The organism is Halanaerobium saccharolyticum (assembly GCF_003259895.1).
GTDB classification, from domain to species: Bacteria; Bacillota; Halanaerobiia; order Halanaerobiales; family Halanaerobiaceae; genus Halanaerobium; species Halanaerobium saccharolyticum_A.
In genome coordinates, this window is the sequence record NZ_QLME01000007.1 from 1 (window position 1) to 21,054 (window position 21,054).

At 35.2% G+C, this 21,054-nt stretch carries 19 protein-coding genes and 1 riboswitch; of the genes, 4 read left to right on the forward strand and 15 right to left on the reverse strand.

Annotated elements, in window-relative coordinates; all coding sequences use genetic code 11:
- Positions 1 to 305 precede the first annotated feature (305 nt).
- Entirely contained in the window at positions 306 to 1,034 is a 729-nt protein-coding gene (locus C7958_RS06255; RefSeq protein ID WP_111571817.1) for a pirin family protein, read from the reverse strand.
- A gap of 627 nt (positions 1,035 to 1,661) precedes the next feature.
- Here C7958_RS06255 and C7958_RS06260 point away from each other — a divergent pair.
- Positions 1,662 to 2,885 (forward strand): IS110 family transposase, encoded by a 1,224-nt coding sequence (locus C7958_RS06260; RefSeq protein ID WP_111571818.1) that lies wholly within the window; start codon positions 1,662 to 1,664, stop codon positions 2,883 to 2,885.
- 180 nt (positions 2,886 to 3,065) lie between these two features.
- On the opposite strand, the gene C7958_RS06265 is transcribed toward C7958_RS06260, so the two are convergent.
- The 3 genes from C7958_RS06265 to C7958_RS06275 form a co-directional block, all read right to left on the reverse strand.
- Positions 3,066 to 4,004 carry a 1-phosphofructokinase family hexose kinase gene (locus C7958_RS06265; protein WP_111571819.1) on the reverse strand — a complete coding sequence of 313 codons (939 nt, stop codon included), beginning with the start codon at positions 4,002 to 4,004 and terminating at the stop codon, positions 3,066 to 3,068.
- A gap of 141 nt (positions 4,005 to 4,145) precedes the next feature.
- Positions 4,146 to 4,652 carry a hypothetical protein gene (locus tag C7958_RS06270; RefSeq protein WP_111571820.1) on the reverse strand — a complete coding sequence of 169 codons (507 nt, stop codon included), beginning with the start codon at positions 4,650 to 4,652 and terminating at the stop codon, positions 4,146 to 4,148.
- Positions 4,653 to 4,704: 52 nt separating this feature from the next.
- Positions 4,705 to 4,869 carry a helix-turn-helix domain-containing protein gene (locus C7958_RS06275; protein ID WP_111571821.1) on the reverse strand — a complete coding sequence of 55 codons (165 nt, stop codon included), beginning with the start codon at positions 4,867 to 4,869 and terminating at the stop codon, positions 4,705 to 4,707.
- Positions 4,870 to 5,327: 458 nt separating this feature from the next.
- Here C7958_RS06275 and C7958_RS06280 point away from each other — a divergent pair, with 458 nt between their 5' ends.
- Positions 5,328 to 6,368 (forward strand): mechanosensitive ion channel family protein, encoded by a 1,041-nt coding sequence (locus tag C7958_RS06280; RefSeq protein ID WP_111571822.1) that lies wholly within the window; start codon positions 5,328 to 5,330, stop codon positions 6,366 to 6,368.
- Positions 6,369 to 6,427: 59 nt separating this feature from the next.
- Here the strand turns inward: C7958_RS06280 and C7958_RS06285 are convergent, their stop codons facing one another.
- From C7958_RS06285 to C7958_RS06320, 9 genes are all read right to left on the reverse strand, one after another.
- Complete coding sequence (locus C7958_RS06285) at positions 6,428 to 7,489, reverse strand: SAM-dependent methyltransferase (protein ID WP_111571823.1); 1,062 nt, start codon at positions 7,487 to 7,489, stop codon at positions 6,428 to 6,430.
- An 80-nt stretch (positions 7,490 to 7,569) separates the two neighbouring features.
- Positions 7,570 to 7,731, reverse strand: coding sequence for a hypothetical protein (locus tag C7958_RS15620; protein WP_166668484.1), 162 nt, complete (start codon positions 7,729 to 7,731; stop codon positions 7,570 to 7,572).
- A gap of 11 nt (positions 7,732 to 7,742) precedes the next feature.
- Entirely contained in the window at positions 7,743 to 9,515 is a 1,773-nt protein-coding gene (gene recQ, locus C7958_RS06290) for a DNA helicase RecQ (protein WP_111571824.1), read from the reverse strand.
- A gap of 74 nt (positions 9,516 to 9,589) precedes the next feature.
- Positions 9,590 to 10,687 carry an alpha-amylase family glycosyl hydrolase gene (locus tag C7958_RS06295; protein ID WP_111571825.1) on the reverse strand — a complete coding sequence of 366 codons (1,098 nt, stop codon included), beginning with the start codon at positions 10,685 to 10,687 and terminating at the stop codon, positions 9,590 to 9,592.
- Positions 10,688 to 10,858: 171 nt separating this feature from the next.
- Positions 10,859 to 11,587: a pyruvate formate-lyase-activating protein gene (gene pflA / locus C7958_RS06300; RefSeq protein ID WP_111571826.1), complete on the reverse strand. Its 729-nt coding sequence runs from the start codon at positions 11,585 to 11,587 to the stop codon at positions 10,859 to 10,861.
- Positions 11,588 to 11,655: 68 nt separating this feature from the next.
- The gene (gene pflB / locus C7958_RS06305; RefSeq protein WP_111571827.1) at positions 11,656 to 13,884 is read right to left on the reverse strand and encodes a formate C-acetyltransferase; all 2,229 of its coding nucleotides are present in this window, start codon (positions 13,882 to 13,884) and stop codon (positions 11,656 to 11,658) included.
- 286 nt (positions 13,885 to 14,170) lie between these two features.
- Positions 14,171 to 14,255, reverse strand: a riboswitch (ZMP/ZTP riboswitch).
- 101 nt (positions 14,256 to 14,356) lie between these two features.
- A complete protein-coding gene (locus C7958_RS06310; RefSeq protein WP_111571828.1) occupies positions 14,357 to 14,974 on the reverse strand; it encodes a cyclase family protein in 618 nt (205 codons plus the stop codon).
- Between the two features lie 38 nt (positions 14,975 to 15,012).
- A complete protein-coding gene (locus C7958_RS06315; protein ID WP_111571829.1) occupies positions 15,013 to 15,483 on the reverse strand; it encodes an HAD family hydrolase in 471 nt (156 codons plus the stop codon).
- A 75-nt stretch (positions 15,484 to 15,558) separates the two neighbouring features.
- Positions 15,559 to 16,095, reverse strand: a complete 537-nt coding sequence (locus C7958_RS06320; protein ID WP_111571830.1) for a macro domain-containing protein — start codon at positions 16,093 to 16,095, stop codon at positions 15,559 to 15,561.
- A 397-nt stretch (positions 16,096 to 16,492) separates the two neighbouring features.
- Here C7958_RS06320 and nadE point away from each other — a divergent pair, with 397 nt between their 5' ends.
- The gene (nadE, locus tag C7958_RS06325) at positions 16,493 to 17,287 is read left to right on the forward strand and encodes an NAD(+) synthase (protein ID WP_111571831.1); all 795 of its coding nucleotides are present in this window, start codon (positions 16,493 to 16,495) and stop codon (positions 17,285 to 17,287) included.
- 150 nt (positions 17,288 to 17,437) lie between these two features.
- Here the strand turns inward: nadE and msrB are convergent, their stop codons facing one another.
- On the reverse strand, positions 17,438 to 18,634 hold the full coding sequence (gene msrB / locus C7958_RS06330; protein ID WP_111571832.1) for a peptide-methionine (R)-S-oxide reductase MsrB: 1,197 nt from the start codon (positions 18,632 to 18,634) through the stop codon (positions 17,438 to 17,440).
- 195 nt (positions 18,635 to 18,829) lie between these two features.
- Between msrB and nhaC the strand changes: the two genes are divergently transcribed.
- Positions 18,830 to 20,206 (forward strand): Na+/H+ antiporter NhaC, encoded by a 1,377-nt coding sequence (gene nhaC, locus C7958_RS06335; protein WP_111571833.1) that lies wholly within the window; start codon positions 18,830 to 18,832, stop codon positions 20,204 to 20,206.
- 174 nt (positions 20,207 to 20,380) lie between these two features.
- Here nhaC and C7958_RS06340 read toward each other — a convergent pair whose 3' ends face one another.
- On the reverse strand, positions 20,381 to 21,031 hold the full coding sequence (locus C7958_RS06340; protein WP_111571834.1) for a metallophosphoesterase family protein: 651 nt from the start codon (positions 21,029 to 21,031) through the stop codon (positions 20,381 to 20,383).
- Positions 21,032 to 21,054 lie beyond the last annotated feature (23 nt).

Genomic DNA, 21,054 nt, shown 5'->3' on the forward strand with positions numbered 1-21,054 from the left:
CATTTTCTCATTCAATTTTTAAATTCTTAAAATTGAATCCAATCTACTTATTTACAGTTTTTTACTATTTTCTTTGCCTATTTTGCAAACACCTATTTAAACTCTATTTTTAGAATTTTTAGCAAATGCTAATTGAGTATATAACATATTGAGCAATTTTTAAAACTTAATTTTTCATATTTAGGACTTAACTTTAAAGAAGCATAAAAAAAACAGCCCCTGAGAGAGGCTGTTCTATATTTAAAATCAAACATTGATTACCTAGATCAAACAATAGATCATTATTTTTTAAGCTCTGTTATTTCTTATTCTACAAAAGAACCTTTAAGTTTAATCTCTTGATTATGGGCTTTAGCTCTTAAGAAAATTAGTCGACTGTCTTTTTTTAGAGACAGCGAAATTTCTTCTCCTGCTTCTACAAGCAGTCCCTCTCCTGATTCTAAATTATATTCTCCTTCTATCTTGCCTTTTATCAGATAAAGTACTGCAACCTCACCAGAATTCAGATTACGCTGAAAAGCTGTGTCTTTTTTTACTTTGAGATCCAAATATTTGATTTTGGTATTTAATTTTAAATCGGAATTATCTCCTGCAATTTCTCTAATAATCAGATCATCAGTTTCTTCTTCCCGGATCTTATCTGCTTTAATAAACTGATAACTGGGATCTGACTTCTTGCTGTCTTCAGGAAGATTTATCCAGAGCTGAATGCCTCTGCTCAATCCTTCCTCACCAGGTTTTTCAGAATGAGTAATTCCTTTACCGGCATTAAAAGCCTGAATCCCACCTGGACCAACTGTTGCCTTATTATTCAGATTATCCTCATGCGTGAAATGACCTTCAAGCATATAGGTTATTGCTTCAAAACCGCGGTGTTCGTGAGGAGCGAATTCGTTTGGAGGTTCGACAAAAAATTCATCAAGTAAAACAAAAGGATCATGAAACCCATTGTGATTTCTATTTGGAAAAAGTCTTTTTACCTCTGCCCCTGAGCCTTCCGCCTTTAAAACCGCTGAAACTTTTTTTGCTTTCATTTTTTCCCTCCTCGTATAATATACTTAGTGATATTGAATATTTATCACTAATTTAATTAAAATTTAATTGTTTTTATTAAATTTAGATTTAGTCCCTGATATAATGATATTAAAAGATATCCAGGGTAGATTTAGATCCTCCTTGTAGCATGTTTTTGCATGACTACTGGCTAAGTTTGATCCCCTGAAGCTGATATGAACTCCTAACACGTATGTTGTGTCCCATCTGTTTTCTGCTGCTTTAGCAGGCAGCTGCCTCGTATAATATACTTAGTGATATTGAATATTTATCACTAATTTAATTAAAATTTAATTGTTTTTATTAAATTTAGATTTAGTCCCTGATATAATGATATTAAAAGATATCCAGGGTAGATTTAGATCCTCCTTGTAGCATGTTTTTGCATGACTACTGGCTAAGTTTGATCCCCTGAAGCTGATATGAACTCCTAACACGTATGTTGTGTCCCATCTGTTTTCTGCTGCTTTAGCAGGCAGCTGCCTCTGTACTCAAAACTTACTGGTGAACACTAATGGCGAGGCTGTCGAGCTCTCAGTTTTTCAGGGACTAAATCTGGTTATCTTTTTTAGACTCCCAAACCAAAGGAGGTGATTCATATTAATAAAATGTTTGTCGGTATTGATGTTGCCAAAGATTCTCTTGTAGCCTGTGCAATGGATGATCAGGGTGAAGATGTTTTCCACTCCTATTCAGTTGAAAACAACAGACCAGGTTGTTTAAAACTGATTAATCTAATTGCTGATAATGCCAACCTGCTCCAACCAGATATTATTAAAATTGGCATGGAAGCTACTAATGTCTTCTGGGAACACTGTTACCGACTCATTAAAAACCATGAACAGTTAAAATCCAATTTCAATCTTCAAATTTATACAGTCAACCCTAAAGTGATTAGTAATTTTAAAAAATCATATACTGATCTGCCTAAAAATGATAATGTTGATGCCTGGGTAATTGCTGATAGAATACGCTTTGGTAGAGTTAAAAATTCATCTTCTCCCGAAGCTCTTTACAGACCTTTAAGACAGATTACACGCTACAAATTCAACCTGGCTCAGCATGTTAAAGCTGAAAAGGCAAGGGCCTTAAATCTAGTCTTCCTTAAGTTTTCAGACTTCAGTCAAAAATCGCCCTTTGGTACATTTACAAAGGCTTCTATGGCTTTGCTAGAAAACTATACTCTTAAGGAAATTGTTAATACTGAGGTCCAGAAACTAGCTGAATTTCTTTATGAAAACAGCAATAACAGGTTAGGTGGTTCTACCCCAATCGAAAAAATACTCACTGCACTCAAAAAAGCTGCTCGTAATTCATATCGTTTAAAACCCGACTTAGATCAGGCAATCACTCAAACACTTTCCATGACATTTGATAATATTAGATTTTTTCAAAGACAGAATAAAAAACTTAACAAAGTCCTTACCAGACAGCTTAAAGCAATACCTCAAACCCTGACTACAGTAGATGGAATTGGACCAGTTTATGCAGCCGGGATAATCTCTGAAATCGGTGACATTAATCGTTTTGATAAAGAAACTAATCTCGCCTCATATGCCGGTCTTACATGGACCGAGCATCAATCTGGCTCTTTTACTGCTGAGGAAACTCATCTAACTAAAAAGGGTAATAAATATCTTAGATATTACCTGGTAGAAGCTTCTAATTCATTGAGAGTACACAATGATAGGTACAAAAGCTACTACTACAAAAAGTATAATGAAGTTCCAAAGCACAAGCACAAAAGAGCCCTCGTGCTTACAGCACGTAAATTTGTACGTCTCGTTTTTGCTCTGCTAAGCAAAGGCGAAATATATCAACCACGGAGGTAGATAATTATTGCAAATTAGTCTGTTTACTTTATTTTCTATCAAAACTATTATTTAGTCATGGGCTGAATTGGTAAAAATTACTATTCAGGCTAGGCGGATAGGTCTATGCTTAATTTAACTTTTTTGAGTCAAATAAATTAAATTATTTCTTATTTTACCCTTGACATCTTACCGTATTACTTATAATCTGTTTTTCGCCATCTTTTTAAATAATCTATCTGTATCTTCTTTAGTACATAATTCAGTTCCTGGAGTCATTACTGCTGCAGAACCTGCTGCCAGCCCATAGTGGAAAGAATTTTTTAAACTATCACCTCTGGCAAGACTCAATACTAATCCTGCTACCATGCTGTCTCCAGCTCCTACCTTGCTTTTAATGGGCACAGTCGGCGGCCGCATAAATTCTGCTTTCTGATCTGTAACCAGCAGAGCTCCACCGGCACCAATTGAAATCACAATCGCCTGGCATGACTTATTCTCAACCAGTTTTAGAGCTTCCTCTTTTATTTCCTCTTCATTTTTTAATTCTCTTCCAATAAAATCCTGAAACTCTCCCAGATTTGGTTTAATTAAAAAGACACCCTCTTTGATCACTGATTTTAGTGGTGGTCCTGAAACATCAACAATCACTTTCGAATTTTTCTTTTTAGCAAGCTGCGCCATTTCTGCATAAATATTATTACTTACCCCTTCTGGAATACTGCCGCTAATAACCAGATAGTCAGGAAAAGGTTCTAATTCAGCTAATACTTCAAATATTTTTTTATATTCCTGCTCATTAATCTCAGGACCGGGCATCCCAAATCTATACTGGAGACTGGATGTTTTTTCAGTAATTATTAGATTTTCTCTGGTTTCTGCTTCAATTTCTATCGCTTTTTTATTAAGTTCTTCTTCTCCCAGCAGTTTATCCAATTTTTTGCCAGTAAAACCACCAGAAGTATAGAGCAATAAGGAACTTCCTCCGAGTTTTTTAATGGCTCTGGAAACATTAATTCCTCCTCCACCTGGTTCAAAAACAGGTTTATCACAGTACAGTTTATCTTCTGCTTTAACATGGTCAACACTCGAATTTTTATCAATAGTTGGATTCAAAGTAAAAGTAACTATGTTTTTCATATTTTCTCCTTTCTCTAACAGTGATTTTAAGGGCATAGTAGTGTATATAAATATTATTCTTTAAATATTAAATTCTTCCTTTAATTATCTATTATATTATTGCAAAAAAAAAGACCAATATTGCTATCGGCCGTAAATTTGTTAAGATACATATTTCATTTCTTTTCTTTTTTTAACTTTTTCTAATTCTTTTTCTGCCTTTAAAAATTCTTTTAAATAATCTTCTACGACTTCTAAATGCTTTTTTTCTTTAAGCAGATCATCTATTAGTTTCTGTATAGTCTCTAAGCTATCTATATGTTTTAATGAAAGTTTAGTTGCCAATTTTTTATCATTAAATAGTTTGCTGCAGTTTACGAACCTTATCAACTCATCCTTTGAGATCTGACCAGGATTACCACCATCCAGTTCCAGACATTCTCTGGCTTCAACTATTTCGGAAAGACTGTACTTTTCTTTAAGTTTTAAGGCAGTTAAAATTTCTGTGGTGACAATATCAGGGTATAAAGCCTTTCCATCGTTAATTTCCATCTGAGAAATAACGCCTTCTCTAACCCAATCATGCAGGGTTAAATTAGTGTAAATTAAGGGCATCTCTTCGCCTCTAACTTTTTCCACCAGATTTCTAGCATTGCTTAAGGATATCATAATAATCAAACCCTTTCTGTGCTCTTAACACAAAGTCTAAAAACCTCTTTAACTAACTTTTTTGGTCTCTAAAAAAATCCTGCAGATGTCCTTCGGTAACCCTCCATTTTCTGGCAACCTTTTTTGCTTTTAATTCTTTTTTGTTAATCAAATTTAAAACAGTATTTCGGGAGATCTTTAGCATACTGGCTACCTCATCTGTTGTATAAACTTTCATCTAAATCTCTCCTTTCATTACAATTAAAGTATACCATAGAGGCTTGCTTAAATCAAATTTTGAGACCCTTTGAATATGCTTTGAGATATTATCTGATATATATTTAAAAGAAGTTCATTTAATATTCATCATTTCTTATATAAAGTTTTAAACTCTTAAGATAATCAACATCATATCACAGCTTTGATCACAGGTAATATCCATATTTTTACACTCGTTTATTAACTTATAAATTATTATTAATTAATTCACTGCTCAATATGATTATTTTTTCTTCAAATAATATTATAACAAAATTTAATCAAAACTTTAATCAAAACTTTAATCAAAAAACCTATTCTATAATAAAAAATTTAAAAAATCATCACTTTTGTTGCTCATTATTATTTAAATACTATAATTTGAATTTCTTATCTCCAGGATTTATAATAATAGTAATTGAAAGAGGTGATAAACTAATGTATATTAACTTTTTAATTTCTCTGGCTGCATTTACCACCATTTATTTTGTTCTGCTCTATTCAACCAGGTTTATTTTAAAAGATTTAAGTCAAAAACGATATCAACAGATCAGAAGCAAACTTAAAATACCTTTATTTTATTTGTTTCTAAATATAGCACTTTTAATTCCTTTTTATTATCTTGAACAGAGAAATGAAATTTTAAATTTTTTAAATCATTTTTTCAGAATCACAATTATCTTTTTAAGCAGCTGGTTTCTGATGCGGCTAATGCACCTGATCAGACTTTATCTTGACGACACTCATAAAATTGATGCCAGCAATAATTTACGCGCCAGAAAAATACATACTCAATACAGGATTCTGGAGCGGGTAATTAAAGTTTTAATTATTTTTATTGCAGTTTCAGCAGCCTTAATGACTTTTGATTCGATCAGGCAGGTTGGAATCAGTCTTTTTGCCTCTGCTGGAGTTGCCAGTATTATAATCGGTTTTTCCGCTCAAAAAATTATAGCTTCCATTATTGCCGGGATTCAGCTTGCAATTGCTCAGCCAATTAGAGTCCAGGATGTTGTAATCGTTAATGGAGAATGGGGTTGGATCGAAGAAATAAATTTAACTTATGTAGTAGTTAAGGTCTGGGACCGCAGAAGATTAGTAGTGCCTACAACTTATTTTATTGATAATATTTTTCAGAACTGGACCCGAAAGTCTTCCTTTATTCTGGGAACGGTCTTTTTATATACAGATTATACAATTTCAGTTGATGCAGTCAGAGAAGAACTGGATCGACTCTTAGAAGATAATAAACTCTGGGATGGCAAAGTAAAAGTAGTTCAAGTCACAGATGCCAGTGAAAAATCAATGGAACTCAGAATTTTAGTCAGCGCAGATGATTCACCAACAGCCTGGGAATTAAGAGTTTATTTAAGAGAAAAGCTGATCAAATTTATCCAGGAAAATTATCCCCAGAGCCTGCCCAGAACCAGAGTTGAATTTCCAGAAAATCAGCAGCATAATCCAGAAAACAATAAATAAAAAAGAAACCCATACAGGGTATTTTGTATGGGTACACTTTATAATTTAACACTACGCTATTATTTTTGAAAGAGATAGTGGCTGATAAACCACTCATTACCAGCATCAAAGCCAAAAAATTCTGCTGAAGAAATAAAAAACACACGCCAGTAATTCCACCACTTCTCTGCTTGACCAACTCCATAATTAGATTCTAAAATTGGATAAATTTCTTCTTTTTTCTGATCCATAATTTTCAGCCAGACCTCCAGGGTCTTCTGATAATGACTCCCGGAAATAGCCCACTGCTGCTGCAGATTTAAATTACCACTAAAATAATGGAGTAGATCTTGACTGGGCATTGTACCCCCACTGAAAAAATACCGGGCCATCCAGTCTGTATCCTGATTATCCTGATATGTAAAAGGATAATACTGATGAGAAAAAATATGCACAAATAATTTTCCTTCTGCACTTAAAAAACTGCTCAATTTCTGCATCAATTTCTGATAATTCCGCAGATGTTCAAACATTTCTACAGAAACTATCCTTTCAAATTTTGCCTCCGTTTTGAAATCACTGATATCTGCTTTAACCGCTCTCAGATTCTCAATCTTATTCTGAGCTGCCAGCTGATTAATATACTCAATCTGTAAGCTGGAATTAGAAATTGAAATTATTCTGGAATCCGGGAACTTTTTCGCCAGATAAAAAGAAAGTGATCCCCAGCCAGATCCAAGGTCTAAAATATTTTGCCCATTTTCTATTTCAGCTCTATGGGCAGTTAATTCCAGCATCTCAGCTTCTGCCTGATCCAACCTCTGCTGCAGATCGCCCTGCTTTTTTAACTTTTTATAATTAAAGTCATCTGACCAGAAGCAACAGCTATATTTTAAATTCCTCCCTAAAATTTTTTCGAAAAATTGAGGTGGCAGCTCATAATGCTGTTCATTTGCAGCTTCTGTTTCAACAGCAATTGGCTGTTTTTTCAGATTTTCAATAAATTTGCTGAGATATTCAAATCTTCCTTCAATTGATAAACGCTTCTGCTTTTTTATTCTTTTATTTATCTGCCGCCTGATCCCTTTTCTCAACAAAAAATCAGGGACCGTTCCCTGTGCCAGTAATTTATCTAAATTCAAAATATCACCTCATTTAAGATTGCAAATTTTTCAATCAAGCCTTAACTCAAATATTAGAATTTATATTAATTTAAACTCCATTACTGCTGAGATTTTTTATTTAAAATATATCCGGCAATACCGCTGACAATTAGAGCCAGGATCATTGCGGGAATAAAGTTTAGATCGAAATATCTGATTATAAACACAAGAACCAGACCTATACCAAAATAAATAAAATTTTTCTTAGTTTTATCAGTCATATTATCATCCTTTATGAGTTAATATTTTCTAATATTTTATCTAAAAATTCCTGTCCATAGCGAGAAAATTTTACTTCTCCAACTCCACTTACCTTTAGCATTTCTGCTCTACTCTGAGGCAGAATCCTGCACATATCTTTTAAAGTGCTGTCATGAAAAATAATATAGGGTGGAACACCTTCTTTTTGCGAAATTTCTTTTCTTAATTCTTTTAAAATAATAAAAAGTTTGCTGTCCTCACTAACTTTCTGCTGTTCTTTTTCCATCCTTTTTTCAACATTAAGTTCACCATTCATAATTTGATAGGACTTTTTATTCAATTTTAATAGTGGATATTTAGCACCTGATTGACTTAAATAGTCATCAGCAATCAGCAAATTAATTAAATTCTTAATTTCTTTAATCGTATAATCAGACATAATGTTATAGGTAGAAAGCGAATCAAAATTGGATTCTAAAATCTTCTGACTTTTAGATCCAGCCAGAACTTTTGCAGTAACAGTAATTCCCCAGCGCTGATCAAGCCTGTAAACACAGGATAATATTTTTTGGGCTTCTACTGTAATGTCCTTTAACTCCCGGTCATCATTACAATTACTGCAGTTATCACAGTTCTGCGAAACTTCACTGTCTCCAAAATAGTTTAAAATATATGAGCGCAGACATTTACTGGTGTGACAGTAATCCACCAGCTGCTGTAATTTATTAAGATGTTCTTCTTTCCGCTCAGAAGAGGACTCTACCTGCTCAATTAAAAATTTCTGAATATGTTTATCTCCAGGGGAATAAAGCAGAATACAATCTGCAGGCTCCCCATCTCTACCGGCACGTCCTGCTTCCTGATAATATGATTCCATATTTTTGGGCATATTATAATGAATAACAAAACGTACATTGGATTTATCAATCCCCATCCCAAAGGCATTGGTAGCCACTACAATCTTAATCTTATCATAAATAAAATCTTCCTGAGCAGCTGTCCGCTCTTTCTCTGAGAGACCTGCATGATAACGACCGGCCTCATAATTTAAATCCGAAAGCAGCTCATAAATTCTATTGACCTCTTTTCTGGTTGCAGCATAAATTATCCCCGGCTGTTCTGAATTAACTTTAAGATAATCTTTTAAAAACTGATCTTTATCTATCCCTTTCCTCAGTTTGAAGCTCAGATTTGGCCTGTCAAAACCGGTAGAATAAATTTTAGGAGTTTTCATTTTAAGCTGAGTACTGATATCATTTTTCACTGCGGGAGTTGCTGTAGCAGTAAAAGCTGTCACAATAGGTCTGGGATTCAATTGCTCTACAATCCGGGAGATATTTAAATAACTGGGTCTAAAATCATGTCCCCACTGAGATACACAGTGGGCTTCATCAACTGCAATCATTGCAATCTTAAGCTGCTGTAAAAGATTAAGAAAACGAGAGGAGTTTAATCTTTCCGGAGCAATATAAAGCAGCTTATACTCACCGGAGGCTGTCCTGGCAAGTCTCTCCCGCAATTCCTGGTTACCGATAGAACTGTTGATATAGGTAGCTTTAATGCCCATTTCCTTTAGAGCATCTACCTGGTCCTTCATCAGTGAAATCAGAGGAGAAATAACTAATGTCACTCCCTCAAATATCAGAGCGGGTATCTGATAGCAGAGGGATTTTCCCGATCCAGTCGGCATCACTGCAACCGTATCCTTACCCTGTAAAATACTTTCTATAAGTTCTTTTTGTCCTTTTCTAAAAGAACTAAAGCCATAATATTTTTCTAAAATATTTTCAATATCTGCAAGCATAAAAAATCCTTCCTGCTTATCTAATTGATTGGTCAAATTTTTATTAATTCACAAAGATCTTAACTAGATAAATTTTAATCCTTTATAAAAATCTCGTAATCTCGGCCTGATACAGTTAATCCCGAAAAATGATAATCATTAACAGCATTATTAATAATTAAATGGTAGCGGCCGCGTCTGGCATGATAAATGTCATCGGTTAAATCAATAATTTCTAATGGCTGCTGGTTAGAATTTTTTCTTAAATTAATCAATTGATCAAGTTTTTCTTTTAGCCCATATTTAAAATAATCATTCCAGTAAATAACGGCCGGATTATCCTGAAAAAGAATATAGGCATAGCCCAGTTCTTTATTTGTGATAATTGCATCTCGATTAAAATCTCTTTCGTCTCTTTCCAGATCATGATTGGAAAGAAAATTAACCTTATTCTTACTGGAAACAGCTTCTAAACTGCGAATAGGAAACAGAGGGTCCATGCACATTTCTTTAATACTGTAATAAAGAGGGAAATTGAATAAATTTAAATTACTGTAGCCGATAAATTCCTTTAAAATCCGATCATCACCTTCCCAATATTCTCCAACCATAAAGGTGCTATCTCTAAATTCATCTGCAAATTTTTTAGTAAAATCCCAGCGCATATCTTTCAGATTGTCAAGGCGAAAGCTATCAAATCCAATTTCATTTTTGAGCCATTTAGCCCAGTTAATCAATTGATTTTTCATGTAGCCGTCCTCAGAATAATAACAGATAGTTTCGCCAAAACTGCTGCGGCAGCTGCAGTCCCCACATTCATGACAAAAATTCTTGTGATTTTTAGGAAATGTTTTTTCTTCAAATCTAGTGTAAGTTATTTCTTTAAAATGCGGATTCCATTCTTTATCCCCACCCAGCATATGTCCCAGGACCAGGTCTGCCATCACTTCAATTTTATTTTCATGTAATTTATTGATTAACTCTTTTAAAGTATTCTTATTCCCAAATTTAGAATCCAGATTATAGTGTTCTTTAAGATCATAGCCCATTGAGTTTTTACCATTCATCCCTCTGGAAGGAGGTGGCAGCCAGACTGTGTCAAAACCTTTAACTGCTATATCCTCAACAATAGATGCTATTTCTTCCCACCAGTCATCCAGACAATTCCAATAAAACGCCTGTAAAATCAGCATTTTCTTTATCTCCTACTTTATTTGAGTTTGTTTTTATAATAATTCTCATTAGTGTTAAATAATTATAACATAGATTCCTAAATAAAAACAGCAAAACCCCAATCGAGAATAGTCTCAATTAGGGTTATTATGACAGCTGATTAAATTTAAAAATCCTGTAATTAGAACAAGTCAAGCTATATTAATTTTGTAATTTTTAAAAACTGCATTAAGTTCTGCCATTTTTTTCTCAGAAGGCGGCTCAACAGCAGCCAGCTTATATTCAAGCCCTAAATTTTCCCATTTATGTTTTCCAAGTTCGTGGTAGGGCAGCAGTTCAATTTTTTCTAAATATTTTTTCCGCTGTAGATATTTTGCAAACTCCTTCATCTTTTCCAGATCATCAGTAATTCCCGGAACAATAACCTGTCTTACCCAGTAAGGCTGTTTTTCTTTTTCCAGCAGCTCCACCAGATTTAGAGTTTTCTGGTTGCTGACTCCGGTTAAATCTCTGTGGACCAGATCATCCATTGTTTTAATATCCAGCAGCACCAGGTCCAGATATGGAAGCAGTTTTTTGAATTTAGCCGACTCTACAAATCCAGATGTATCAACTGCAGTGTGCAGTCCTTCTGCTTTTGCTTTTTTGAGTAAATCCAGAGTAAAATCAAGCTGCATTGTTGGTTCTCCCCCGGAAATTGTAATTCCTCCACCGGAACGTTCAATATATGGTTTTATTTTTTTTATTTTTTTCATTAATGATTCAGTTGTTACCTTTTTACCCTCTTTTAATTTCCAGGTGTCAGGGTTATGACAGTACTGACAGCGCAGAGGACAGCCCTGAGTGAAAACAACAAAGCGAATCCCGGGGCCATCAACAGTGCCCATACTTTCGGTAGAATGAATATATCCTTCAGCCATAATGACCTCCTTAGATGAGAGGGTACCGAGTGCTTGGAAATAATTTACAAGTACCCGGTACCAACCATTTAAATACTTTTATGGAAAGTTCTTGCTATTACTTCCTGCTGCTGTTCTGGTGTTAATTTAATAAAGTTAACAGCATAACCGGAAACTCTAATTGTCAGCTGAGGATATTCTTCGGGATGCTCAACTGCATCAAGCAGAGTTTCTCTTCGTAAGACATTGACATTTAAGTGATGTGCACCCTGATCAAAATAACCGTCCAGAATTGAGGTTAAATTGTTCTGCTGGGCAGTTTCTGTTTTACCCAGTGCTTCTGGCACAATAGAAAATGTATTAGAAATTCCATCCTGGCAGTATTCGTATGGTATCTTTGCAACCGAATTAAGTGATGCTAAAGCACCTGAGGTATCTCTGCCGTGCATTGGATTAGCTCCAGGAGCAAAGGCTTCTCCAGCTTCGCGACCATCTGGAGTAGCTCCAGTTTTCTTACCATAGACTACATTTGAGGTAATAGTTAGCACCGACATAGAGTGAACTGCGTCTCTATAAAGCTGATGCTGTTTAAGTTTATTAATAAATAGTTTAACTACCTCTACAGCCAGCTGATCAACACGATCATCATCATTACCGTATTTAGGATAATCACCATTGATTTCAAAATCAATAATCATCCCATCTTCATCTCTGATCGGCTTAACCTCTGCATATTTAATAGCACTCAGGGAGTCGGCAATAATTGAAAGTCCTGCCACTCCAAAACCCATTATTCGCTGAACTTCTGTATCATGGAGTGCCATCTGTACTGCCTCATAGGCATATTTATCGTGCATATAATGAATAATATTTAGAGCATCTACATATTTTTCGCTCAACCAGTCAAGAAAGCGGTCAAAATTATCCATGACCTTATCGTATTCTAAAACATCACCTTCATAGGGTTTAAATTCAGGTCCAACCTGAGCACCTGTTTTCTCATCTTTACCACCATTTAAAGAATAAAGAAGTGTTTTAGGCAGATTACATCTGGCACCAAAATACTGGATATCCTTACCTGGTGTCATTGCTGATACACAGCAGGCAATTCCGTAATCGTCAGAAAAGTTAAGGCGCATCAAATCATCATTTTCATACTGCAGAGAGCTTGTATCTTTTGAAACTTTTGTGCAGTAATATTTAAATCTTTCCGGCAGTTTTTCAGACCAGAGTATAGTCAGGTTTGGTTCTGGAGCCGGACCTAGATTATATAAAGTGTTTAAAATTCTGTAGCTGGTCTTAGTTACCAGGGGTCTGGTATCGATTCCAATTCCCCCAAGCACAATTGTTACCCAGAGTGGATCACCACTGAAGAGCTCATTATATTCTGGAGTTCTCAGCTGTCTGGCCAGCCTCAATTTAATTACAAAATCATCGATGATTTCCTGTGCCTCTTTTTCTGTCAGTAATCCTGCTTCTATATCTCTTTCAAAATAAATATCAAAGAACTCTGCTACCCGACCAAAAGACATTGCTGCCCCGTTATTTTCCTGAATCGCAGCCAGATAAGCAAGATAGGTCCACTGAACAGCCTCTTCTGCATTATTAGCTGGACGAGAAAGATCACAGCCGTAAGTTTCTCCGAGTCCCTTTAACTTTTTGAGCGCTCTAATCTGTTCACTTACCTCTTCCCGCAGTCGAATTGTTTCCTCAGTCATCGGACTTTTCAAATTAGATTTATCTTCTTTTTTTGCTTTAATCAATCTATCTACACCGTAAAGTGCTACTCTTCTGTAATCACCAATAATTCTTCCCCTACCATAAGCATCAGGTAAACCGGTAATTACACCAGAGCGTCTAATCTCTCTAATTTCTGGAGTGTAGGCATCATAAACTCCATCATTATGTGTTTTTCTATATTTAGTAAATATCTCATCTATTTCGGGATCGACTTTTTCGCCGTAAGCTTCTGCTGCCTGACGGGCCATCCTAATCCCACCATAGGTATTTAATGTTCTTTTTAAAGGTTGATCAGTCTGCAGACCAACTATTATTTCTTTATCCCGGTCTATATAACCGGCATCATAAGCGTTGATATCTGCAACAGTTTCGGTATCAATAGCAAGCACACCATCATTTTCTCTTTCTTTTTTCAATAAATCGGAAGTCTGCCGCCAGAGGTCCTCTGTCCTTACAGTCGGACCTTCTAAAAAGTCAGCTCCACCTGTATAAGGTGTATAATTCTGCTGCACAAAATTTCTGACATCAATTTCTTCTTCCCATCTTTGACCCTTTAATTCTAAAGTATCAAATTCCATCAAAAATCCTCCTCTTTTAGTCTTATAATCTTATTGGCTGCTTAAAAGATTTTTATAATTTTCCTCTTGAATATTTGATTATTGTAACAGTCTATAATGTAAATTATATTTAATCTTTTAAACGGAATTTCATATTTATTTTAGCAGAAATTATTACCATCGTCAAATCTTGAGTGTTTTACTATGTTTTGAAATTACCGCTTTATTGTAAATTAGATTACATTTACTCCATTTAAGACTAAAATATGCAGCTAAACAAAAAAATCGCCCCCCAGATAAAGATTTAACTCTATATCCAGGCGGGCGATTTATTAAAGATTATATTCCCCTATGGTTAGCTCCATATTTATCCGCCAGTCATATAATCCATCTATTCAAATTTTTAAACTACATTTATAGTTTAGCAGATTCATTTTAAAGTGTCAAATCAATTTGCAGCTACCGTTTACCTGTCTTTTTTGTAAAAAATAATTTAAATTTCGGCTGCCACCCGGCAGGGAGCTGCTTCTGCTCTGACCTTAAGTGGAAATACAAAAAGTTTAAATGATTCTAAACCCAGCAGTTTTTCTAAATTACAGAGATTTTCTAAAATAAAAATATCATTTTCAAATAATTTTTGATGAATTTTAAAGGGGCTGTAATCTGGTGATGGCATATCAAATCCCAGGAGTTTAACTTCTTTAGCTATCAATAAATCTGCCAGTTCTTCCGAAATAACAGGATGCTGTCTATAATACTTCTGATTTCCATACTCCTCTGCAAAACCTGTATAAATAATTACTATATCATTTTTCTCTATTAATTTCTGATAGTCAGGCTTAACTTTTATAATTTTTTGTCCGGCTGCATAGATCAATTTCGTCTGTCCGGAAAGGTTGTTAAGGGAAATGTCAGCGGCATTCCTTACATCTTCCAGCATATGGGCAGGTAAATCTAGATGAGTTCCTGTATGCATTCCCATTTTTAAATTGTGATTACAGTAACCATCCCGCATTATTTTTTTATTATTTATTAATTCAACTTCCCGATCCCCGGGGTAAATCGGCATACCCTGATAAATCTCATAACTTAAATCAATTAGTTCTGACACAATGCACCTCCTTTAAATTTGCTTCAGAATAGCTAAATTCACTTTCTTAATGTCGCCTTTAGTCGGTCAGGATTAGAGATAATTTCTATCACATCATTAATATCTCTACTGATTAATTCAGCCCCTAAAAGAGCCCTTTTTGCCGTACCTTCTGGACCAATCACTGCAATCCCGAGTTCTGCATTTTTCAGCATCTGCGCATCATTATTTCCATTTCCTACAGCAATTACTTTTTTGCGGCCTAATTTTTCTACAAAATCAGCTTTAAACTTACTGCAGTCACAGTCATTAACAACTACCAGCTCTGCCTTTAATTCTTGCAGCAGCTGCTCTGCAGTCCCAAATGTATCAGCAGTTAAAATATATATTTCAAAATCCTCTGCCAGGCTGTTAATCCCCTCTTTTACCCCCTCAATCAATTCGCCGTCACAGGCAATAGTTCCATTGAGATCAAAAACTATTTTTTCTACATTAAAATTTTTACATCCTGGTATATTTATATTCAGCATATCTCCCTCCCCTTTCTCATCAGTAAATCTAAATGCTGGCAGCTGCAATCAATCTTAGTTGGAATTTGTTTGTTTTTAATCAATGAAAATCTTTTGTGCTTGCTCTTTATATACTCTGAAATCACTGCTGCTGTATAAGACAAATCTTATAATTTTAATATTCTCTAATTCTTCCGCTGTAATTTTTATTGTTTCAAGACTAACTGCTGCAGCTTTCTCAATTGGATATCCAAAAGCTCCGGTGGAAATAGCAGGAAAAGCGATACTTTTAATTTGATATTCTTCAGCTAATTTTAATGAGTTTTGATAACATTTTTCCAGGAGTGCAGCTTCCGGTTTATCCCTTCCATAAACTGGACCTAAAGTGTGAATAACATATTGATTGGGCAGATTAAAAGCCTCAGTAATTACTGCCTCACCAGGCTCAATTGGGGCCAGCGGTCTGCAGGCTTTTTCCAGCTCTGAGCCAGCTTTTCTATGGATAGCACCTGCAACTCCACCACCAATTTTTAACTCAGCGTTTGCGGCATTAACCACAGCCTCGATATCCTTTTGAGCTGCTATATCTCCCTGAGTCAATTCTAATTGCAGATCACTTATCTGTAATCTCATTAAAAGCCCCCCTTTTTTTGCTTATCTTTCTTAGTTATTTTAGTTTTGTCCTCTCCTCTCCAAATTTGGATCCTGAAAAAATATCTATTTCTATTTGTTTAATTCTTTAACTCTTGCTATTTTCCTTTTTTTAAGCCTTAATTAAAAGAGAATTAAGGCAATTAAATTTTCAAAAAATTATTAAGATAAAAAATATATTTTTTGATTCAATTAATGAGTTTAAGCAAGTTAAAAGAAGTACATTGGAGTATGAAGCTTTTAAATAGTTTTAAATACCTTTAAAGTCAATAATTGAATCTCTATATCTTGACACTGCTTCTATTCTTTCCTATAATCCATGTTGGAATTGAGAAAGAAAGATTAAAATTAATTCTTTTTTAGGAGGTAATAATCTAGAATGATTGATGAGAATTTAACTAAGGAAATTCAGGATTGGATGCAGAAAGAAGTTGAAAAAAGAAATGCAGATGGTGCTGTTGTTGGATTAAGCGGAGGCATTGACTCCTCTGTCGTTGGAGCTCTGTCTAAAAAAGCTTTTGGTGACAATGTACTGGGAGTTATGCTGCCTGCAAATGGAACAGTAACTAAAGATGTAGAATATTCCGAAATGCTTGCGGATAAATTCGATATTGAAACTCTAAAAGTAAATATGAAAGAAATTAATGAACCTCTGGAAAAAAGACTGCAGAGTATAGATATTGAAGGAAATGAACAGGAACACTGGCCTCAAACTAAGATTCCTACCCCAAATCCGGCAGAACAAAATATTCAAACTAGACTTAGAATGATGACTCTCTACTACATTGCGGAGAAAAAGAATTATGTGGTAATGGGAACCAGCAACAAAAGTGAAATTTTGACCGGATATTATACCCTGCATGGTGATGGTGCAACAGATATGAGACCAATTGGAGACTTAAATAAAACTCAGGTCTGGGAACTGGCAGAGGTTCTGGGGATTCCAGAAGAAATCATCAATCGACCTCCAACTGGCGGCTGCCGTGGAGATGAAAGTGATCGTGATGAAAAAGAATTTGGAATCAGCTATCAGGACTTCGATAAAATTTATGAATCAATTAATAATAATGATGACCTCTCTAAATTTGAAGAGGGAGATGTAAAACGTGTTAAAGAACTGATCGATGCTGCTCAAGAAAAAGATCATATTCCTACTTTTAAGATTGCGGAATAGCATATAATTAAAATCAAATTATTATCTATAAAAAAAACTGACAGGTAAACAATACCTGTCAGTTTTTTTCGTCTTAAGGCATATTATATTGATTCTAATAGGGTTTAGACATACTTCTACATCAACCAGACAATTCCCGGCAGCTGTAATTTAGAATTGATCTTCAAATTCTTCGTAACCCTCTTCTGCCAGATCTTCAGCTGGAATAAACCTGAGTGCAGCTGAGTTAATACAGTAGCGTAATCCTGTTGGTTCAGGACCATCCTCAAATACATGGCCTAAATGAGAATCTGCTTCTTTACTTCTGACCTCTATTCTGGTCATCCAGAGCGTTTTGTCTTCAACTTTTACAATATTTTCTTCGACAAGGGGCCTGGTAAAGCTTGGCCAACCTGAGCCAGACTCAAATTTATCTTTTGAAGAAAAAAGTGGTTCTCCTGAAACAACATCCACATAAATGCCCGCTTCTTTGTTATCCCAGTACTTATTATTAAAAGCAGGTTCTGTAGCATCCAGCTGAGTCACCTTATACTGCAGATCAGTTAATTTCTCTCGTAATTCTGCATCAATAGTCTCTTCATTGATCTGAACATTGTCAGCATCCTCAGTCTTACAGAAAGTTACACATTCTTCCGGATCAATATTATTTAACTTCAGTAATTTTTCCTGGAGTTCGGTTGTCAGTCCTAATTTCCCTATATTTTTTATAATATTATCCCGTTCACCACTGCCTGCAAGATAACCATTTGCTTTGGTTACAGCCGGGGAATTAATAAATTCCTTCATCGACATTTGATCTAAATAATGATTCTTAAAATCTCGCTGCTGCTGAAGTCTATATTTCTGGTGATAGTCTTCAGCCAGATAGAAATGCTCCAGTTCTTTGATCACAGTCTGAATTTCTCTCCCACTTTCAACCTCCAGTTCCTGGCTGACTTCTAAAGCGGTTTCCTGCTGCTTCTTGTTTTGATAAAGAATCAAAGAAGCATACTGTTTGGAATAGGCTGGTGAATAGGGATCATGGATCTCAAAAAAGATTTTTACCAGCTCTCTATAAGAAATTACTTCCGGATTATAATCGATCTCTATTGTTTCAGTGTGATCTCCTATCATCTGATAGGTCGGTCTTTCGGTTGTTCCACCTGCATAACCAACACGGGTCCTGATAACCCCTTCCAGAGCGCCGAAAGATGCATCCGGCCCCCAAAAACACCCGAGTGCAAATGTAGCCGTCTCACTATCTATTTTTTCTAATTCCTGATCCAGTAAGATATCTGCTGCCAGAGCACTGCTGCCAGAGCTGAAAATAGCAAATATTACAATCAGGGCTATCAAAATATAATCCATCTTATCTACCTCCCACTTATTTTAAACACTTAATATTCAAAAGTCCTTACTAAATATATAATAATATTAATTACTAATAAAAGATAGTAAATAGATTACCCAGATAAATTTGATTTTAAGTCTCAAAATAGTTATCATATAACTGGTGTGTAAAATTTATCGAACATAAATATAAATATAAGGATTTGATAAAAAATGACTAAAAAAGATATTCAAAAACCTGATTCAAGGATTGCTGTTATTACTCTAATAACAGTTATTGTAGTTATCTTATTTTCTATTCGAACTGCCTTAGTCCTCGAAACTGCTCTGGTCCTGGGAGCAATGACTGCTGCTTTATTTGCCCTCTATCTGGGATTAAGCTGGAAAGAAATTGAGAGCGGAATGATCAATGGAATTAAAAATGCTCTCGGAGCCTCTTTAATTCTAATTATTATTGGAATGGTGATTGGAAGCTGGATATTATCAGGAACTATCCAGACTATGGTTTATTATGGTCTTGAACTTTTAAGTCCCAGTATATTTTTACCAGCTGCTTTTTTACTGGCTGCAGTTACTTCAATTTTAATTGGAAGTTCTTTTGGAACAATTGCCACCATGGGAATTGTTCTCCTGGGTGTGGCAGAAGGACTGGGTGTACCAAAGGCGATTACTGTTGGGGCAATAGTTTCGGGAGCGATGCTCGGCGATAAAATTTCGCCGATGTCAGATTCGACTAATTTAACTGCTGCAATGAGCAGTACCGATCTTTTTGAGCATATTAAATCAATGCTCTACATATCTCTGCCGGCTGCTTTAATCAGCCTGCTTTTATATACAGTCATCGGCTCCTTTTATTTAGAAAGTGGTGTAGATCTGGCTAATGTTAATCAAATTTTGAGTAATTTAGAGCAGAACTTTAATATAACTTCCTGGACTCTGGTCCCACCGATTCTGATGCTGCTGCTCTCATTATTTAAGGTACCGGCAATTGCGTCTCTTTCGCTTAGCTTTATCACTGCGTCCATTTTTGCAGTCTTAACTCAGGGAGCCTCTTTTGCTGAAATCTTAAATGCAGCAGCTAATGGTTATCAGGCTGATACCGGACTGGAACTCTTAGATAGCCTTTTAACTCAGGGCGGAATCAATAATATGATGAGTACAGTTGCCATTATTATGGCTGGTACTGCAATGGGAGGAATTTTAGAAAAAGCAAGAATTTTAGAAGTTATTTTAGATTCGATGCTTGCTTTTATAAAAAAGCCCAGAGATTTAATCTTAATTTCTTTAAGCTCAGCCTATATTATGCTTTTAGCAACCGGAGAAATGTTTGTCTCAATTGTTATTCCTGGCCGGACCCTGGCTCCTGCTTATCAGAAAATGAAAATTAAAACCAGTGTACTTTCTAGATCATTAGAAACCGCTTCTACCCTCGGCTGTTCAATTCTACCCTGGGGTGTTGTTTCGGTTTATATTCAAAATGTAATGGATATTGGTTTTGGTTATATCCCCTATACATTTTTATCATTTCTGGCTCCAATTATTGCAGTTATTTATGCATTCAGCGGCAGCTTCATTTTTAAAAGTGAATAAATCGAAATAGTTTATAACAGGAGATAAGATAATAATTTGATCTAATAAGAAATTAAGCGCTGTTCCTGAAGCTGGAGCAGCGCTTTTAGTTAAACTCTTATTTGATTTCAATTTATTTTAAATTTTTAGATTTATTATTATTTATCTTTTCCTTTTTAACCACCTTCAATCACCTTAAAATAAGAGTGAGGCAATTGGATTCTGATCACTTGTACTGTAAACTTCTTTAGTTTTTAAATTGACTGCGCTTAAAATTCCACCTTTACCGGCTCCAGTATCTACCAGAATTTTATTGTTTCCAAATCTTACTTCAGCAACTGGAGTATGACCGGCAACTACAGTTCTATTTTCTTTAAAGTCCTCACTTTTCGCTCCCAAAAATGGCTGTCTGATCCAGACGAGATCGTGTTTTGTCTGTTCTTCCAGACTTTTTGAGGGATTAATTCCAGCATGAACAAAAATATAGTCTTCAGTGGCGTGATAATATGGTAGTGAATCAAAATATTGAGCAGCTTTTTTTAGTTCAGAACGATCTGGAAAACCAGACTCTGTTTTTTGACCTCCATTATGATACCAGAGGTCAATGTTATTGTTATTTAAAACAGCATCAATCATCATTTCCTCGTGATTACCTCTTAAAAAAATATTTTTCCCGTTATCCAGTTTTTTGATATATTTATAAACCTGATAGGAATCAGCACCTCGGTCTACATAATCCCCTACGAAAATCAATTTATCCTGGGCAGAATCATAATTAATTTTTTCCATAATTTTCTCCAGTTCATCTATTTCTCCATGAATATCACCAATTACATATTCAGCCATTTTAGCCACCTCCTATTCAATAC

Excerpts from the sequence above, each read along its gene's own strand:
- nhaC (WP_111571833.1), top strand. The coding sequence starts at position 18,830 with ATGACTAAAAAAGATATTCAAAAACCTGATTCAAGGATTGCTGTTATT.
- C7958_RS06280 (WP_111571822.1), top strand. The coding sequence starts at position 5,328 with ATGTATATTAACTTTTTAATTTCTCTGGCTGCATTTACCACCATTTAT.
- C7958_RS06320 (WP_111571830.1), bottom strand. The coding sequence starts at position 16,095 with ATGAGATTACAGATAAGTGATCTGCAATTAGAATTGACTCAGGGAGAT.
- msrB (WP_111571832.1), bottom strand. The coding sequence starts at position 18,634 with ATGGATTATATTTTGATAGCCCTGATTGTAATATTTGCTATTTTCAGC.
- recQ (WP_111571824.1), bottom strand. The coding sequence starts at position 9,515 with ATGCTTGCAGATATTGAAAATATTTTAGAAAAATATTATGGCTTTAGT.
- pflB (WP_111571827.1), bottom strand. The coding sequence starts at position 13,884 with ATGGAATTTGATACTTTAGAATTAAAGGGTCAAAGATGGGAAGAAGAA.
- C7958_RS06255 (WP_111571817.1), bottom strand. The coding sequence starts at position 1,034 with ATGAAAGCAAAAAAAGTTTCAGCGGTTTTAAAGGCGGAAGGCTCAGGG.
- C7958_RS06295 (WP_111571825.1), bottom strand. The coding sequence starts at position 10,687 with ATGCTGATTTTACAGGCGTTTTATTGGAATTGTCTGGATGACTGGTGG.
- pflA (WP_111571826.1), bottom strand. The coding sequence starts at position 11,587 with ATGGCTGAAGGATATATTCATTCTACCGAAAGTATGGGCACTGTTGAT.
- C7958_RS06260 (WP_111571818.1), top strand. The coding sequence starts at position 1,662 with ATGTTTGTCGGTATTGATGTTGCCAAAGATTCTCTTGTAGCCTGTGCA.
- C7958_RS06275 (WP_111571821.1), bottom strand. The coding sequence starts at position 4,869 with ATGAAAGTTTATACAACAGATGAGGTAGCCAGTATGCTAAAGATCTCC.
- nadE (WP_111571831.1), top strand. The coding sequence starts at position 16,493 with ATGATTGATGAGAATTTAACTAAGGAAATTCAGGATTGGATGCAGAAA.
- C7958_RS06315 (WP_111571829.1), bottom strand. The coding sequence starts at position 15,483 with ATGCTGAATATAAATATACCAGGATGTAAAAATTTTAATGTAGAAAAA.
- C7958_RS06270 (WP_111571820.1), bottom strand. The coding sequence starts at position 4,652 with ATGATATCCTTAAGCAATGCTAGAAATCTGGTGGAAAAAGTTAGAGGC.
- C7958_RS06265 (WP_111571819.1), bottom strand. The coding sequence starts at position 4,004 with ATGAAAAACATAGTTACTTTTACTTTGAATCCAACTATTGATAAAAAT.
- C7958_RS15620 (WP_166668484.1), bottom strand. The coding sequence starts at position 7,731 with ATGACTGATAAAACTAAGAAAAATTTTATTTATTTTGGTATAGGTCTG.
- C7958_RS06340 (WP_111571834.1), bottom strand. The coding sequence starts at position 21,031 with ATGGCTGAATATGTAATTGGTGATATTCATGGAGAAATAGATGAACTG.